Origin of the sequence: Streptomyces sp. NBC_00569, from assembly GCF_036345255.1 — a bacterium.
GTDB lineage: Bacteria > Actinomycetota > Actinomycetes > Streptomycetales > Streptomycetaceae > Streptomyces.
The window spans coordinates 9,413,943-9,429,446 of the sequence record NZ_CP107783.1 but is presented as its reverse complement, the minus strand read 5'-3'; the positions used below and the strand labels follow the sequence as shown (position 1 = coordinate 9,429,446).

The following is a 15,504-nucleotide window of genomic DNA, read 5'->3' as shown; positions in this document are numbered from 1 at the left end:
TTCGTGAGAAACGACGAGAATTGCCGAAACCTTCATCGCGGCCGACGAAACGCCCGGCCGCCGCCATGGGTTACCGCCTGAGCCAGTCCACCGCCCGGGCGGCGGCGAAACCGATGAAGGCGTCACGCTCGGGAACTCTCGAACGGGCGTCGACGGCCCTGGTGAAGACGCCGACCGCGTACCGGCCACCGTCCGGGTACTCCACCACGCCGATCTCGTTGCGCAGCGAGGGCAGCGTGCCGGTCTTGCCGCTGATCCTGACGTCGTCGTCCGCGAAGCCGGAGCGCAGCCGGTGCGGCCACACCTGCAGTTCCAGCCAGCGCCGGACGTCGGCGCACGCCGTCGCGGGTGCCGCTTCGTCACGCCAGATCAGGCCCAGCAGGCGGGTGCTCTCCGCGGCGGTGGTCCGGCAGGTCTCTTCGGGTGTCAACGCGCGCAGCTTGGCCAGTTGTTCGGCCGGCATCGCGGCCAGGATCCGTTCGTCGTCCTGGTAGTCGATCCCGAGGTCCTCGCCGATCGTGCGCAACAGGTCCCCGCAGTCGTGGGGGACGGCTGTGTGCGGGAGGTCGAGCCGGCGCAGCGTCCCGGCGACCGCGGCCTTTCCCACCTTCCCGAGGATCAGGTCCGTGGCGACGTTGTCGCTGATGCCGATCATCAGGACGGCGAGGTCGTACCAGGACATCGTGACGTCGTGGCGGAACGTCGCGAGGCCGTACGGACTGGCGGTCGGATGTCCCGGTGGCACCGTGATCCGCTCGGCGAGGTCGAGTTCACCTTCGGCCGCCTGCCGGGCAAGTTCCACTGCTACGGGAACCTTGAACACGGACGCGGTGACCACCGGCTCGTCGGCGTCGATGCCCACGTGTCGCGGGCTGTCCAGATCGGCCGCGTGCAGCCATACCTGGACGCCGGCTTCCGCCGCCCGCCCGGTGATTGCCTCGACCAGTTCCGATTCGGTGACCATGGGGTCCCTTCTCTCTGTCGGGGTGGATTCCTGTCCGGACGGGATCTGTTTCCCGGGGACGCCGGCCGGCTACTTGGTGCCGGTCGACTCCTTGGCGCCGGCAGACTCCGTGGTGCCGGCCGACGGGAAGTTGAACTGTTCGGCTCGCTGCGGGACCCAGAACGCGATCACCGCGGTGAGCAGCGTGGTGCAGATCAGGAAGCCGAACGCGGCGGTGTAGGAGAACGCGTCCGCCAGCCAGCCCATCGCCAGCGGCGCGATCACGCCGGCGACCTGGCCGCCGAAGTTCGTCATTCCGGAGCCGAGGCCGGCCACCGCCGTGGGAAGCACCCGCAGCGGAAGGCCGAAGACGCACATCGTCGCCATCCCGAACACTCCGACGGCCAAGGTCTCGTAGAGAGTGAACGTCGCCGCGCTGCCCGCCGACACCATCAGAACGAGCAGGACCGCGGTCACCGTCGCGATGGACACCAGGTACCACCTGGCCTTGTCATGGAAGTACCGGTCGAACAGCCAGCCGCCGAAGATGGTCGTCGCGAAGCCCACCAGACTCGGGATCGCCGACAGCAACCCGGTCTCGTTCAGCGACAGGTGTCTGGCCTCGAGCAGATAGCTGGGCACCCAGGTGACCAGGCCGTAGCTGAGCATGTTCATCGCGCAGAACAGCACCGCGAACTTCCACACCGCCGGGGACCTGAGTACTTGTGCGCGCGAGACTGCGGGCGTCGTCGCCGTCGTCTGCGGAAGCCGGCTCAGCCGGTCCGGCAGTGCCTTGGGCAGAAGCGCCCACAACCCGATGCCGATGGCCGCGCCGCAACCCGCCATCCAGAGGAAGGTGTGCCGCCAGCCGATGCCCGTCAGCAGCGGGGCGACGAGCAGGGGCGCGAGGCCGGCGATCCCGCTGGCGGACAGCATCACGCTCGTGGCGGTCCCCCGTCTCGCCGGTGTCGTCCGTTCCGCTATGGCTTTGAACGACGCCGCCGGGAATGCACCCTGACAGGCACCGAACAGACCGCGGAACAGCAGGAGCAGACCGAATGTGCCGGCCATCCCGGTCAGCGCGGTGAACAGCGACCACAGCACGAGCGTGATCAGCATCGGTCCGCGGGAGCCGTACCGATCGGCCAGGAAACCCGCGGGTATCTGGCAGATCATGTAGACCAGCGCGAAGACGGTGACGAGCGAGCCCTGTGCCGTCTTGCCGAGTTGGAACTCCTCTCCGATCGACGGCAGAGCCATGCTGATCGAGAAGCGGTCGATGTAGTCGATCGACCAGGCGCACAGCATGACCACCATCGTGATCGTTGCCGTCCGGTTGACCCGCTTCGGTGTCCAGGTGTCCTCGGTGATCACCGCCGTCATGGCTACCTCCGTGCCGTTGCGTCGGGGTTGATGGCCCATCCTGGACATCAGGTGACGCAGCGGGTTCGTGGAGTTCCACAAACCTTCAGGTGGTGTTCGGGCGGTGCGGACGAACGTTGTCCTGGTGCGGCCTCCGGCTTCTACTCGCGGTGGCGAGCAGGGTGGAGCCGGAGTTGCAGCATCGCCGCGAACCGCTCGCCGGGGTCGTCCAGATTGATCTCACCGACCTCCGCGACCCGTCGCAGCCGGTACCGGAAGGTGTTGGGGTGCACGTACGCCGCGGCGGAAGCGGCGGCGACGTCGCCGAAGGCGTCCAGCCAGCACGAGAGCGTGTGGACGAGCTGCGACTGGTGCCGGGCGTCGTAGTCGAGCAGGCGGGCGACGGGGCCGGTCGCCACGTCCCCGCGCGCGGCGGCCAGGTCGGCGAGGTCGAGCATGAGTGCGTCGACGTGGACCTCCTCCGCCGTGGCCACGCGCCGGGCGCCCCCGTTGGCGAGCAGCACCCGCAGCGCGCGGTCCGCGCCGTCACGCGAGCGGCTGAGCACGGAGCCGTCGGGAGCGGGCGGGCCGATGCCGATCGCCGCGTCCACGCGCTGCCCGGTGCGCTCGAGGAAGGTCGACGCGACGCGGACCGAACGCTCCCGGCAGTCCGTCTGGCTCCCCGGCATCGGCACGATGCCGTAGGCCACGTCGCCCACCAGCGCCACGGCCGAGCGCGCCTGGACCGCGCTCAGATGCATGGCCAGCGCGTCGGCGACGCGCTGGCGGTCCGCGACCCGGCGCAGACCGTCCTCCGTCGACGGATCGGCTTCCGATCCGCCGAAAAGCCCCAGGGCGAGCACGATCGCGGGCTGTCCCACGAGCCCGAGCCGCGCAATCGCCTCCGGTGCCCCGGTGCCGCCTTCCAGCGCGGTGCTCACCAGGTCGGCGCGCAGCCTGCGTTCGACATCGGCGCCCGCGCGCAGGCGCAACATGTGGAGCGCGACGAGCTTGCCGGCGTCGATCAGCGCCTGCGTCCGCTCCTGGGACAGGGGCCCGGGCACCGCGGCCCAGATCGAGCCGAGGATCTCGTCGCCGGCCCGCACCGCGAGCGCCACCCGGGGAACGGTCATCGACTCGTCGTGGAGCGGATCGACGTACACGGGCGCATGGCCGCGATGAAGTCGCTCGAAGACGCCGTTGCGCGCCAGGTCGAGGGTGAACCGTTCCGGTACCTGGCGCCCCAGGATCGTCTCCACGCGGGACTGGTCCGCCTCGTCCTGGCGGCCGGAGAAGGCGAGCACGCGTGAGCTGCGGTCCTCGATGGTGACCGGCGCGTCCAGGAGCGCGGCCACGGCGTTGGCCAGCGCGAACAGGTCGCCCGACGGCATGCCGCCCAGCGTCTGCGGTGAGATGTCGCCGATGTCTCCCTCGACGAGCAGGGTGCGGAGCATGGCGGCGACCTGCGCCCAGGAGGCTCCGCGGGTGAGTCCGAGCAGGGCGACGCCGGACTCGTCGGCGGCCCGCCGGATCTCCACGGTCGCGGTGAACGGTGACCGGACGACGAGCGCTGCCGCGCCCTTGCTGCCGAGGTCGTACAGGAGGCGGACCACGTCGTCCGGTTCGTGGACGCCCACACCCAGGACGACGGCCCGCGCCGGGAACTGCGCCTCGTCGAGCGGGTCGTGGATGACTACGCCGCTCAGTTGCCGGCGCGTGCTCCCGCCGCCCGCGATCGACTCCAGCAGCACGTCCCCGAGGTCGTCGAGGACGCGCGCCAGGCTTGTGTGTGGCTTGCCGGACGTCGGTGTCAGCACCGCCCAAAGGTAACTCCGGCCGCACCGGAACCGGTTGGTCCGATCCGACCGGATTTCACGGCGAATTCGTCGCGTGCTACGAACCGAGCCACACCTTCGAGGTCGTGACCTCCGCCAGCAGGTCGGGAATCGGCGTGACACCGAGGCCCGGCCCCTGGGGTACCGGCAGGTGTCCGTCCTTCAGGACGAACGGTTCGGTGATGTCGGTCCGGTAGAACCGGTCCGACGCCGAGGTGTCTCCGGGCAGGGTGAACCCGGGCAGCGAGGCGAGCGCGACGTTGGCCGCCCGGCCGAGCCCGGTCTCGATCATGCCGCCGCACCACACGGGGATCCCATGGGCGGCGCAGACGTCGTGCACCCGCCGCGCCTCGAGGTACCCGCCGACCCGGCCGGGCTTGATGTTCACGATGCGGCAGGCGCCGAGCGTGATCGCGTCGGCAGCGGAGCGGGCGGACACGATCGACTCGTCGAGGCAGACCGGCGTGCGGATGCGACGGGACAGCTCGGCGTGGCCCAGGAGGTCCTCCTCGTCCAGAGGCTGCTCGATGAGGAGGAGCTCGAAGGGGTCCAGACGGGCCAGCTGGGACACGTCGGACAGGGTGTACGCCGTGTTGGCGTCGACCTGCAGCAGCACGTCGTCGCCGAAACGCTCCCTCACCGCTCGCACCGGCTCGACGTCCCAACCGGGTTCGATCTTCAGCTTGATCCGCACATAGCCGGCGTCGAGATAGCCGCCCACCACATCAAGGAGTTGGGGGACGGAGTCCATGATGCCGACCGAGACCCCGCACGGAACGGAGTCCCGTGCGGACCCGAGCGCGGCGGCGAAGGACCGGTCGTGTGCTCGCAGTTCGGCGTCGAGCACGGCCATTTCGAGCGCGGCCTTCGCCATCCGGTGACCCTTGAACCTGGCCAGAAGGGGCGCGACCCGGCTCGCGGTGATCTCGCCCGCCTCCAACAGGGCCGGGACCAGGAAGTTCCGCAGCACGTGTTCGGCACCGTCGACGTATTCCGAGGAGTAGAGCGGCCCTCCCATGGTGACGCACTCGCCCCAGCCCTCGCCGTTCGGCGTCACGACGCGTACGAGCAGCAGTTCCCGTACGTCCTGCGTACCGAACGACGTCCGGAACGGTGCCACCAACGGTATCTGCACACGCAGAAGTTCCACACCACTGGGCTTCATGACGGCTTCTCCCTCGAGACCACGTACCATCCGGCACGATCGAATCCGACGACCCTGGCTTCCTCCGCCATCAGGCCTCCCAACACCTCCCGAAGCGCGACGCGCCACGCCTGGCCCCGGCCCGGGTCCGTGCGCCGGAGTGTCTCGATGTCCGGCGGCACACCGACCAGGACGACCGGCACGTCGGCCACTGCGGTCCGCGGGCCCCCGTCAGGTGCGACGGACAGGGCGGCTCCCGCACCGTGCTCCCGCAGCGCGGCGACGTCGACGCGGGCGGGCTCACCGCGCGAGGCGGCGGAGGCCGCCGGGCCTGACAGGTCCCAACGGACCATCAGCCGGTCGGTGTCACCGGCGCCGTTGATGCCGTCGCGCATCGGCCCGTAGAAGTCGGGGAGGTAGCGCGCCGGACCGGCGCCGAGCTTGGCCAGGTTGAAATGCGCGTTCCGCCGGACCAGGGGATCGAACGTCCAGGTGATCAGCGAGACGTGCTGGCGCAACGCCCAGGCGCGCTGGTGCAGTTTGAGGGCGAACCCGATGCCCCTGCCGAGGCCTCGCGGCGCGACCCCGGCGATGTGACTGTGCAGGCTCGCCTTGGCCGGGCTGCCGAAGAAGCCGAGGCAGGCTCCCAGAAGCTCGTCCCCTTCATACGCCCCCGCGACATAGTTCCCCGCCGCGGCCATCGCCCGCAGCAGCTCGGTCGTCACCGGTTGGGCACCGGCGCCCGGCTGCCAGATCGAGGCGAAGAGCCGGCAGACCTCGGTCAGGTCGGACACCTCGGTCAGGTCCCGGATTTCCACACGTGAGGCGGCAGCCGCAGCGGTCGCGGCGGCCAGCGCGGCTGCGCTCACAGCCGGGGAAACCAGAGCTGACTCATGTGTCGCAAGATCGGTCACGGGACTGTCCTTTCCGGGCTTGCCTGGCGGGCCACAGTGGTGCCGCGCCAGGGTTGTCCGCCGCGTTCGTCGTGGCGCACCGAGCTCATTTCGCCGACACGGCGTCGATCAGGGCGGTCAACAGGGCGGTGCGCCGCGGCAGTTCGGCGACGACGACGTGTTCGTCGTCGGCGTGCGCACCGCCGCCCACGGCACCGAGGCCGTCGAGGGTGGGGACCCCGAGTCCGGCGGTGAAGTTCCCGTCCGAGGCACCGCCGACAGCGGCGGCGGTGAGATGTCCGAGACCGAGTTCGGCAGCGAGCGTCGCGGCGAGGTCGAACAGCCCCGAGGACGCGTCCGCCTGCAGCGGCGGGCGGTTGATGCCACCCGAGATCCGGATCCGCGAGCCGTCGAGTACGGGCCTCAGGTCCCGCACGGCCTGATCGACCCGCCGCTGTTCCGCTTCGTCCCACACACGTACGTCGACCGCCACACCGGCACGCGCGGGAACGGTGTTGGTCGTGGTACCGGCGGACAGGGCCGTCGGCACGACGGTCGTACCCCGTTCGGCGTCGGCGAGTGCGGCGACGGCGAGGACCTGGTGCGCCACCTCCACTCCGGCGTTCACACCCTTCTCCGGTTCGAGCCCGGCGTGCGCGGCCCGGCCGTCCACGTCGATCCGGTACAGGGAGACGCCCTTGCGGCGGCACTTGAGCGCTCCGCCGTCGGCCGACGCCTCCAGCACGAAGACCGCTTCGCAGCCGCGAGCCTCCTCCTCGATCAGGCGCCGCGACGACGGGGAGCCGATCTCCTCGTCGCCGGTGACGAGGACCGAAAGACCCGAGCGGTTCCCGGCGGCCGCGGCGGCGTGCAGCGCCATCACGACGCCCGCCTTCATGTCGAAGCAGCCCGGCCCGCGCAGCACTCCGTCCAGGACGGAGTACGGGTGCGTCTCCAGCGATCCGGCGGGCCACACGGTGTCGTGGTGCCCGAGCAGCAGCACACGCGGCGCCTCGCCGAAGCGCCACCTCAGATGCGTACACCCGTCGATCACCACGCGGTCCGGTTCCGCGTCCAGCAGCCTGCGCCCCAGCGTCGCCACGACGTCTGCGCTGCGGGCGACGGCTTCGTGATCGGAGGACGGCGACTCGCACCGCACCAGGGTCTCGATGTCGGCGAGGAGCGCCTCCACTGTCACCTCGGAACGCGTCGCCGTCATCGCGGCTCACCTCGCAGCGGCTGTCCGGCGAGCGCGTCGACTTGAAGCTCCCCCGCGCTGACCACCGGAACACCACCGACGAACAGGTGCCGCACGCCCACGGACGGCCGCGTGGAGTCGAAGTACGTCGCGCAATCGGTGATCGTCACCGGGTCGAGGACGACGATGTCGGCGTCCGCGCCGACGCCGAGGTGTCCCTTCCCCCGCGCGCCCGGCGCCACGTCGTCGAGGACGCGCGCCGGCAGGTGGGCACAGCGTCGGAACGCCTCCGGCCAGTCCCAGGCGCCGCTCTCCCGCACCATCACGCGCAGCGTCTTGGTGAACGTTCCCGCGGTGCGTGGGTGCGTCGTTCCCCCGGGCGGCAGCGGCCACTCGGTGCTGTCGTTGCTGCCGTCGGGCCAATAGACCGGCATCGCGTCACTGGCGACGATCGCGTCCGGGAAGGCCAGCGCCTGGTGCAGCATCGCGAGATCGCGCGAGTTGCCCTCGTCGAGGAACTCCAGAATGCAGGGCGCCCCGGGGTCACTGTTGCGCAACTGCCGCAGGCGCCCCTCGTCGGCGATGCGTTCGCCCGATTCGAGCATCACGACGCTCGACGGGGACAGGCCCTTCATCCGCAGGCGTTCGGCGTCGAGGAAGGCCGCGCCGATCGCGGTGCTGCCCGCTCCGTAGGGGTAGGCCTCGACCGTCACCCGGGATCCCGACCGCCGTGAGCCGTCCAACGCGCCGAGTACCCGGTCGATGTGGTGGCCCGACGTGCTGTTGACGTGGCAGTGGTGCATCGCGGCGCCGGTCTCGGCCGCGGCGATGACGATCTCCTCGGAGCCGTCCGCCGGAGTGCCGGGATCCACCTCGACCAGCTCACGGACGTGGGTGTACGTCGGCACACCGGCCTTCGCGGCGAGCCGGGCGACGGCGAGGAACTCGGCCGGATCACTGTGCGGCGCGTACCCGAGGAGGACTCCGATACCGAGCGCTCCTGCGGCCAGTTCACCCTCGATCAGGGCCAGCCATTCGGCGAGTTCACGATCGGTGGAGGAGCGCTGCCATGCGGGGTTTCCCAGCACCGCGAGGCCGCTCCCGATCTGTGCGTCGGGCTGGATGCCGGCGAGCACCTGGGCCCGGGCACCGCCCCACGAGGCGGAAAAGCCGTAGTGCAGCGGGCGTCCGTCCGCGGCGGCCTCGGCGTACGCACGCCCGATGGGCATGAGGCCCGACTCCAGGTCGAGGGCCGTCGTCACACCGTCCATGGCCTGCAGCCGCTGCCCCGCGACGGAGTGCACGTGGCTGTGCAGGTCGACGAACCCCGGACCGACGACCAACCCCGTGACGTCGACGACCTCGCATCCCGGTGGCGCGTCGAGCCCCGCGGCCACAGCTCTGACCACGCCGTCGGACACGAGGACGTCGGCGATGCCGTCGAACCCTGTTCCCGGATCAATGACACGGCCGCCACGCAAAAGTGTCTGCACGCTTTCGTCTCCTCGTCGAGGACGCACTGGAGCACCTGCTGGTCTCCAGTGCGACCCTAGGAGGGCGATCAGGCACCGCTGTTGGTCCATGCCGACGAATCCGTGGCCGCCTGTTCATACGCACCGACGAACCCGGCCCGGAGCACCGCGAATGCCCCGGGCCGCACGTGAACGGCCAATGCCGTCCGGCTGCCGCTTCCGTCGGGTGGCCGCGGAGCAGCGCACGCGTGGGCAGACCGGTGGCAGCCAGGCCGAGGAGAACGGTGTCGGCCACCAAGGCGACCGCCGCGCCGGCGGAGATATGAGGTGCGGCACCGGTGAGGCCGCGGGCGAGGGGAATGAGCGTGGTCCAGGCGATGCCGGCGCCGAGCCGGAGACCGGTGGCGGCCACCAGGAGTGCTTCCCAGCGCATCGTGCTCGGCTCCTGCAGTCCGGTACGGGGTGGGAAAACCCCGGTCCGAGCTCAGACGGAGGCGGTCGCGACCGCGAGGCCCAAGCCGATCAGCACGACGCCTGTGGTCCGCCCCAGAGCGCGGCGGATCCGCGGCTTCTCGAGGGTCCGCTCGCCCTTGGACAGCAGGAACACGTAGCTGCCCAGCCAGGCGAGCGTGAGTGCGGCGTGGAGGAGGACGAGGAGCGTCATGGCCAAGGTTGCCGGAAGTCGGGGCGGCGCCAGCGTGGGGAGCAGCCCGGTGTAGAAGACGGCGATCTTCGGATTGAGGACGTTGCTGACCAGTCCCGTCCGCCATGGGCTCCCCGTGGGCCGGGCCCCGGTACTGCCCCGGGCCCCGGTACTGCCGGGACGGGTTGCGATGGCGGGCGCGGCGGGGCGGTTCTGCCACAGTGCCTGCGCGCCCAGGAACACCAGGTAGCCGGCGCCCAGGAGCTTGACGGTCAGGTATGCCGAGGGCGAGGCGGCCAGCACGGCGGCGAGTCCGGCCATCGTGAGCGCGCCCCAGACCAGCAGCCCGGTCGCGATCCCGCCCACGGTCCGCAATGCGTCCGCGGGCCCCGCCGAGAGAGCGCGCCGGGTCACCACGGCCATGTCCGGGCCGGGCACGACGGTCAGCAGGCCGAGCACACCGACCGCTGCTGCGACATGGGTCAGCATGCCGCGGTCCTCGTTCCGCCCCGGCCGGGCTGACGTGGGGTGAGGCAGGTGTGGTGGTTCAACTCGGGTCGTCCTTCCGTCTTCACGCGTTCAGTGACCTGCGGTGGTGTGCGGGTTGGCGGCCGCGCCCTCGGTACTCAGCAGCACGACCACCGAGGACGGGCCGAGCCCCAGCACCGAGCGGCGTTCGCCGGCGCCCACGCCGGAGAGGGCCGCGTGGACGCCGGCGAGCGACGCGGCCCCGCAAGGGCCCGAGGAAACGCCCAGAGCGGCAAGGCGGGCAGCCGCGCGGGCACTGTCGGCGTCCGGGACCGCGACCGCGGCATCCAGTCCGTCCCGCAGACAGGGCCAGGCGATGCCGGACGGGGTGCCGCAGTTCAGGCCCGCCATACTCGTTTCGCCCGTGGTGACGCTGACGGGTTCACCGCGGGTGAGGCTCTCGAGGACGCACGCCGCAGCTTCCGGCTCCACCGACAGCAGCGCCGGTGCCCGCCCGGACGGCCGGCTGCGGTAATGGGTCACCACGGCCTGGGCGAGGGACCCCACTCCCACCGGTACGGCGACCAGGTCAGGGCCGTCAAGGACACCTGCCGCCGCCAACTGCTCGTCGATCTCGGCACAGAGGGTGGAGTAGCCCTCGACGATCCACCCCGGGATCTCCTCGTAGCCCGGCCAGGCGGTGTCCTGGACCAGAACCGCGTCCGCCGGGGCGGCCGCCTCGGCCGCGAGGCGCACCGCCTCGTCGTACGCCCCCGCGACCTCGGTGACCTTCGCCCCCTCGGCGACGATGGCCGCCACGGCCTGCGGATGCACACCCTGCGGTACGAAGACGCGGGCATGCTGCCCCAGCAGGCGTGCCGTGCGGGCCACCGCCCGTCCGTGGTTGCCGTCGGTGGCGGTCACCAGGGTCACCGGGCCCGACGCGCTCCCGCTTGCGGCGCGCTCGGCAAGGGTGCGGTGGACCGCCCAGGAAGCACCCAGCGCCTTGAACGCGGGGAGCCCGAGACGGCACGACTCATCCTTGACGAAGACCCGCCCGACACGCAACTCGCTTGCCAGGAGCGGGAGTTCTGTGAGTGGTGTGGGTGCGTAGTCGGCCAGCGCGGCATGGAATTCCCGCACTTCGGCGGGAGCGGCTGCGCATCTCCACGCGCGGGAGCCGGGCCGCGCGAACCACGGCGGCGTACGGGGAGACGAGGCGTTCTCAGGCATACGCACAGGGTGAGTCACGCGTCGGTGATCGGTCCAGCGAATGTTTTCGACGGATACCATTCGAAGAACCCGACCATTGAGGCCGGTGGTCGCCAAGGCGCTGCGCGAGGGCCAGGAGAGGGATCCGCCATGTTCGACCTGCACAGGCTGCGGCTGCTGCGCGAGCTCAAACACCGCGGCACCCTGGCAGCCGTCGCCGCGGCCCTGTCCTACGCGCCGTCCTCCGTCTCCCAGCAGCTCTCGCAACTCGAGGCCGAAGCCGGCGTTCCGCTGCTCGAACCGGTCGGGCGACGGGTGCGGCTGACCGAGCAGGCCGAGATCCTCGTCGCCCACACCGAAGCGGTCCTCGAACGCCTGGAGCGCGCGGAGGCGGAGATCGCCACCTCCCTCACCGATCTGACCGGCACCCTGCGCATCGCCTCGTTCCAGACGGCCGCCCTGACCCTGGTCCCCGCGGCGCTCGACCTGCTGCGCGACCGGCATCCACAACTACGCGTTCACCTCACGCAGTTGGAACCCGAAGCGGCGCTTCCCGCGCTGCAGGCCCGAGACTTCGACCTGGTCCTCGCCGAGGAGTACCCCGGCAACCCCAACGCGCGCCCCGCCGAACTCGAACAGGAGGACCTGCTCAGCGACCCCCTGCATCTCGCGCTGCCCGAACCGGTCGAGAGCCCGGACACCGACGGCCCGACAGCTGCGTTGCGCTCGCTCGCAAACCACGCCTGGGTGATGGAACCCGAGGGCACGACCGCGCGGCACTGGGCCATGACTCTGTGCCGCAACGCGGGCTTCGAACCCGACGTACGGTTCGAGACCACCGACCTGCTGCTCCACCTCCGCCTCGTCGAGCAACGGCATGCCGCCGCCTTCCTCCCCGACCTCGTCTGGAGCGGGCAGCCACCGACCGTCACTCTGCGCCGACTCCCCCGCGGACAGCGCGCACGCCGCGTCTTCACCGTCGTACGCCGCGGACGCGCCGAGCACCCCGCCATCCTGGCCTGCCGGAACGCCCTCCACCGGGCGGTCGCCACGACCACCAGGACACCCTCACCGTGAGCGCACCGGTAGCCGGACGACCGTCGTCGGTCGACCTGATCACAGAACTCATCGGCCCACGGTCAATGCGCGCAGACGGCGGTCACGAGGATCACGTGGACCGCGGTGCCGGCGAGGACGCTCAGCGGGGCGTTGCGTCGCCACAGGTGCAGGCCGATGGTGACCGCCAGGGCTGCGAGTGGGGCGATGGCGCGTGACTGGGGCAGGGGAAGGTCGCGTAGGCAGTAGGCGAGCAGGATGGCCACGACGCCGGCCGGCATGCGGGTGCTGAGGTACTGGACGTGGCGCTGGCGCGCATGGGGGCCAGGGCCGCGAAGGGCAGGGCGCGCAGGGCTCGGGTGAGGGCGGTGGAGACGGCGACCGAGGCGAGCAGGTAGGGCGGCACGCATCCCACCTCACCATCAAGAGCGTGAAGACCGACCCCTGACGCCCTCCTGCAGACTGCGCTGCCAGGTCTGGCCGACCAGGTCCTGGCCGAAGCTGTGATGCGACTCTTCGGTGACGAGTTCGAAGCCGTGCTTCTGGTAGATGCGCCGGGCCGACCCGAGCACGTCGTTGGTCCACAGGGTGATCGCCTCATATCCGGCTTCCCGCGCGAACGTCAGGCACTCCTCGACCAGACGGGCTCCCAGCCCCAGGCCGCGTGCGCTCGGGTCGACGAGCAGCAGGCGCAGCTTCGCCGTCCGGTCGTCGTGGCGGACGCAGAAGACGCAGCCGGCCCGCACACCGTCGACCTCGGCGATCCAGGCCGCCTGCGGACCAGGTTCCTTACCCTCGGCGTAGTCGGCGACGATCCTGCTGACCAGCGCCTCGAAGCCGGTGTCCCAGCCGAACTCCCGGTCGTAGAACTCACCGTGCGCCATCACCACCCAGCCCAGGTCGCCGGATCGGCCCAACGGCCGGACAGCCACTTCACGCTCTGCCATGTCGACCCCGACTTCCGTATCCTCATTCACTGAAACGACTGTTTCAGTAGACTAGCGCGGTGAGCCGATCCGAACCAACCCCCTCCCCTCGCCGACAGGAACTCCTGGAAGCGGCGTACGCCTACGCCCTGCGCAGCGGCCTGGGCGAGCTGTCCCTGCGTCCGCTGGCCGAGGAGATCCACTCCAGTCCGCGCGTACTGCTCTACCTGTTCGGCAGCAAGGACGGCCTGATCCGCGCCCTGCTCGCCCGGGCCAGAGCCGACGAGCTGGCACACATGCAGCAGGTCGCCGAGTCGCGGAACGGAGCCGAGGGGCTCCAGCCGATCGCCCGGGAGCTGTGGCGATGGCTTTCCGACGAGGGCCACCGAGGGCTCCTGACGCTGGGGGTCGAGAGCTACGCCCGTTCCCTCATCGAACCCGAAGGGCCCTGGGCCGGGTTCGCCCGCGACACGGTCGGCGACTGGCTGGCGCTGCTCGCCTCCGGCCAGCCCGCCGCGCTCCGTGACACCGAGGCCGCTCTCACCCAGCGCACCCTCGTGCTCGCAGTCCTGCGGGGCGCGATGCTGGACCTGCTCGCCACGGGCGAGACCGCGCGCACCACCGCGGCGGTCCATCATCAGCTGGCCGCATTGGGGTGACGCGGGCCCGTCGCGCTCACTCGGTGGCTACATGCTGTGGTCATCGTCACCGGCCGTGCCGCCAGGCCGAGTTCGAGTCGGCCTTGCATGGCGAGTTCGGACCGGCCGAACCGGCTGTCGGCGCCGTAGCCTCGATCGGGTCGTTGCTGACGCCGACTTCGTCGTTGCCGGCGCTAGCTCTGCGGGACGTCCTTGACGTACACGATCCCGTCGTATCCGGCCAGGTGGGTCGGGTCGAGTGGGGCGTAGCCGTAGTAGGGGGACACGCGGGGGGCCGGCTGTGTATCCCCGAGGGCGGCGGCCAGGCGTTGGGCGTCGACGGCGTAGTGGTCGTCCGGAAGCCCGTACAGGAGACCTTCGACGGTGTCCGGGGGCGGGGTGCCCACCCCCTGGTGCCGGATCGTGCCGAGGGCCGTGGCCACGAAGGCGTACCCCTCGCCCAGATGAGAGCTCACGAGGGCACCGGCGCTCCACCACTCGACCGGCCTGCCGCCCATCCCCATCGAGCTCTTGTCCCGCTGGAGATGGCCGTTGTGGGCGTGAATCAGTGCCGGGTCCCGTTCGGCGAGGGCGAGAAGGTTGGCGGCCATCATCGAATCCCGCAGGCCGACGAGCCGCGTCATGCGGCTCGGTGAGGTGTCGGCCATCCAGAAGTGGTAGCGCAGCAGGCCGGTTGCGGTGCGCCCGTACAGGCACGCCCGGTCCCGGTCCTCCCGTGACGTCGCCGCGATGATGTGCGGGGTCTGCTCTTCGAGCAGCGCCACCAGATCGTCGGCGAGCAGCCGCAGCTCCCTCGCCTCGGCAGACCGCCCCACGGACGCGGCCGGGTCCCTCATCGCCGCGGGATCGGTCCACCGGTCGTCGGCGCCGAGCAGGCGGTCGAGCGTGTCCGCCGTGCAGGGAAGCAGGTCGGCGTCCACCCCGGCCGAAAGGCAGCCGTGCAGTGCCGTGAGGGCCTGCCGGGGGCTCGCGGCGCCGGTGATCTCCAGCGGGCCGTCGAAACCGGCGAAGCGGATCCGCTCGGGCGCGGGCCGCCCGTCGTTGTGGGCGCGCATCCAGCGCACGAGCTCGCGGTTGGCCGCCGACGCGCCCCAGGGTCCGTGGCCGGGTCCGTGGCCGGGTCCGTGGCCGGGTCCGTGGCCGGGTCCGGGTCCGCTGTTGGGTCCGTGGCCGGGTCCGGCGGCACGTACATCGGGCCGCTGGCCGGGAAGCTGGGGATCCGGCCCGCGACGCTGCGCAAATGGGAGGGCGCCGGGCTGGTGCGCCCGCGCCGCGACCCGCGGACCGGATACCGCGTCTACGACGACGCCGACGTACGGGACGCCCGGCTCGCCCATCAACTCAGGCGAGGCGGCTACCCGCTGGAGCAGATCGCCCCGCTGATCGCCCAGGTGCGGGCGGCGGGCGGCCTCGAGCCGCTGGAGGCGGCACTGAGCGACTGGCGCGGCCGGCTGTCCGCCCGCGGGCGGGCGATGCTGACCGGAGCCGCAGAGCTGGAGGCGTACCTCCGCGAGCGCGGCTGAGACTTCGGCGCACCCTGTCCGCGGCGCCCGGCAAGGCGATGCGGATGGGCGAACTCGCCGCCGCCTGCAGCAGTTCCCCAGGCGGGATGACACGCGTCGTCAGCCGACGGCTGAAGGAGCAGGGCTCGGCCGAGCGCACCAAGTCCGCCCCGGAACGGCTTCACGCCCTC

12 protein-coding genes and 3 pseudogenes are annotated in these 15,504 nt (G+C 71.3%); 3 read left to right on the top strand and 12 right to left on the bottom strand.

All coding sequences use genetic code 11. From position 1 onward, the window contains the following. Positions 1–70 precede the first annotated feature (70 nt). The 9 genes from OHO83_RS42620 to OHO83_RS42580 all read right to left on the bottom strand — a co-directional run bounded on the left by OHO83_RS42620 (position 71) and on the right by OHO83_RS42580 (position 11,191). Positions 71–964 (bottom strand): serine hydrolase, encoded by an 894-nt coding sequence (locus tag OHO83_RS42620; RefSeq protein ID WP_266680580.1) that lies wholly within the window; start codon positions 962–964, stop codon positions 71–73. A 69-nt stretch (positions 965–1,033) separates the two neighbouring features. Continuing rightward, entirely contained in the window at positions 1,034–2,326 is a 1,293-nt protein-coding gene (locus tag OHO83_RS42615) for an MFS transporter (protein WP_266680578.1), read from the bottom strand. A 140-nt stretch (positions 2,327–2,466) separates the two neighbouring features. Then, positions 2,467–4,122: a PucR family transcriptional regulator gene (locus OHO83_RS42610; protein ID WP_266680576.1), complete on the bottom strand. Its 1,656-nt coding sequence runs from the start codon at positions 4,120–4,122 to the stop codon at positions 2,467–2,469. Positions 4,123–4,198: 76 nt separating this feature from the next. Then, positions 4,199–5,305 (bottom strand): o-succinylbenzoate synthase, encoded by a 1,107-nt coding sequence (gene menC / locus OHO83_RS42605; protein WP_266680574.1) that lies wholly within the window; start codon positions 5,303–5,305, stop codon positions 4,199–4,201. Further along, positions 5,302–6,153, bottom strand: a complete 852-nt coding sequence (locus OHO83_RS42600) for a GNAT family N-acetyltransferase (RefSeq protein ID WP_266680572.1) — start codon at positions 6,151–6,153, stop codon at positions 5,302–5,304. The genes menC and OHO83_RS42600 overlap by 4 nt, the downstream gene beginning before the upstream one ends. Before the next feature lie 130 nt (positions 6,154–6,283). Further along, positions 6,284–7,396, bottom strand: a complete 1,113-nt coding sequence (locus OHO83_RS42595) for a M20 family metallopeptidase (RefSeq protein ID WP_266680570.1) — start codon at positions 7,394–7,396, stop codon at positions 6,284–6,286. Further along, entirely contained in the window at positions 7,393–8,868 is a 1,476-nt protein-coding gene (locus tag OHO83_RS42590) for an amidohydrolase family protein (RefSeq protein WP_266680568.1), read from the bottom strand. Before OHO83_RS42590 ends, OHO83_RS42595 begins: the two co-directional genes overlap by 4 nt. A 463-nt stretch (positions 8,869–9,331) precedes the next feature. Then, positions 9,332–9,979, bottom strand: coding sequence for a LysE family translocator (locus tag OHO83_RS42585; protein ID WP_330280636.1), 648 nt, complete (start codon positions 9,977–9,979; stop codon positions 9,332–9,334). A gap of 90 nt (positions 9,980–10,069) precedes the next feature. Beyond that, positions 10,070–11,191 (bottom strand): diaminopropionate ammonia-lyase, encoded by a 1,122-nt coding sequence (locus OHO83_RS42580; protein ID WP_330280635.1) that lies wholly within the window; start codon positions 11,189–11,191, stop codon positions 10,070–10,072. A 129-nt stretch (positions 11,192–11,320) separates the two neighbouring features. Between OHO83_RS42580 and OHO83_RS42575 the strand changes: the two genes are divergently transcribed. Then, a complete protein-coding gene (locus OHO83_RS42575; RefSeq protein WP_266680564.1) occupies positions 11,321–12,247 on the top strand; it encodes a LysR family transcriptional regulator in 927 nt (308 codons plus the stop codon). Between the two features lie 62 nt (positions 12,248–12,309). On the opposite strand, the pseudogene OHO83_RS42570 reads toward OHO83_RS42575, so the two are convergent. After that, positions 12,310–12,632: pseudogene (locus tag OHO83_RS42570) on the bottom strand (branched-chain amino acid transporter permease). A 16-nt stretch (positions 12,633–12,648) separates the two neighbouring features. Beyond that, positions 12,649–13,173: a GNAT family N-acetyltransferase gene (locus OHO83_RS42565; protein WP_266680562.1), complete on the bottom strand. Its 525-nt coding sequence runs from the start codon at positions 13,171–13,173 to the stop codon at positions 12,649–12,651. A gap of 59 nt (positions 13,174–13,232) precedes the next feature. Here OHO83_RS42565 and OHO83_RS42560 point away from each other — a divergent pair, with 59 nt between their 5' ends. Next, the gene (locus OHO83_RS42560; protein WP_266680560.1) at positions 13,233–13,811 is read left to right on the top strand and encodes a TetR/AcrR family transcriptional regulator; all 579 of its coding nucleotides are present in this window, start codon (positions 13,233–13,235) and stop codon (positions 13,809–13,811) included. Between the two features lie 173 nt (positions 13,812–13,984). Here OHO83_RS42560 and OHO83_RS42555 read toward each other — a convergent pair. Beyond that, a pseudogene (locus OHO83_RS42555) lies at positions 13,985–14,923 on the bottom strand (erythromycin esterase family protein); the annotation flags it as partial. Between the two features lie 60 nt (positions 14,924–14,983). Here OHO83_RS42555 and OHO83_RS42550 point away from each other — a divergent pair. Further along, positions 14,984–15,334, top strand: a pseudogene (locus OHO83_RS42550) (TioE family transcriptional regulator); the annotation flags it as partial. Positions 15,335–15,504: the final 170 nt, after the last annotated feature.

Coding starts and splice junctions, on each gene's coding strand:
- OHO83_RS42620 (WP_266680580.1), bottom strand. CDS start 964: ATGGTCACCGAATCGGAACTGGTCGAGGCAATCACCGGGCGGGCGGCG.
- OHO83_RS42615 (WP_266680578.1), bottom strand. CDS start 2,326: ATGACGGCGGTGATCACCGAGGACACCTGGACACCGAAGCGGGTCAAC.
- menC (WP_266680574.1), bottom strand. CDS start 5,305: ATGAAGCCCAGTGGTGTGGAACTTCTGCGTGTGCAGATACCGTTGGTG.
- OHO83_RS42595 (WP_266680570.1), bottom strand. CDS start 7,396: ATGACGGCGACGCGTTCCGAGGTGACAGTGGAGGCGCTCCTCGCCGAC.
- OHO83_RS42585 (WP_330280636.1), bottom strand. CDS start 9,979: ATGCTGACCCATGTCGCAGCAGCGGTCGGTGTGCTCGGCCTGCTGACC.
- OHO83_RS42580 (WP_330280635.1), bottom strand. CDS start 11,191: ATGCCTGAGAACGCCTCGTCTCCCCGTACGCCGCCGTGGTTCGCGCGG.
- OHO83_RS42575 (WP_266680564.1), top strand. CDS start 11,321: ATGTTCGACCTGCACAGGCTGCGGCTGCTGCGCGAGCTCAAACACCGC.
- OHO83_RS42565 (WP_266680562.1), bottom strand. CDS start 13,173: ATGGCAGAGCGTGAAGTGGCTGTCCGGCCGTTGGGCCGATCCGGCGAC.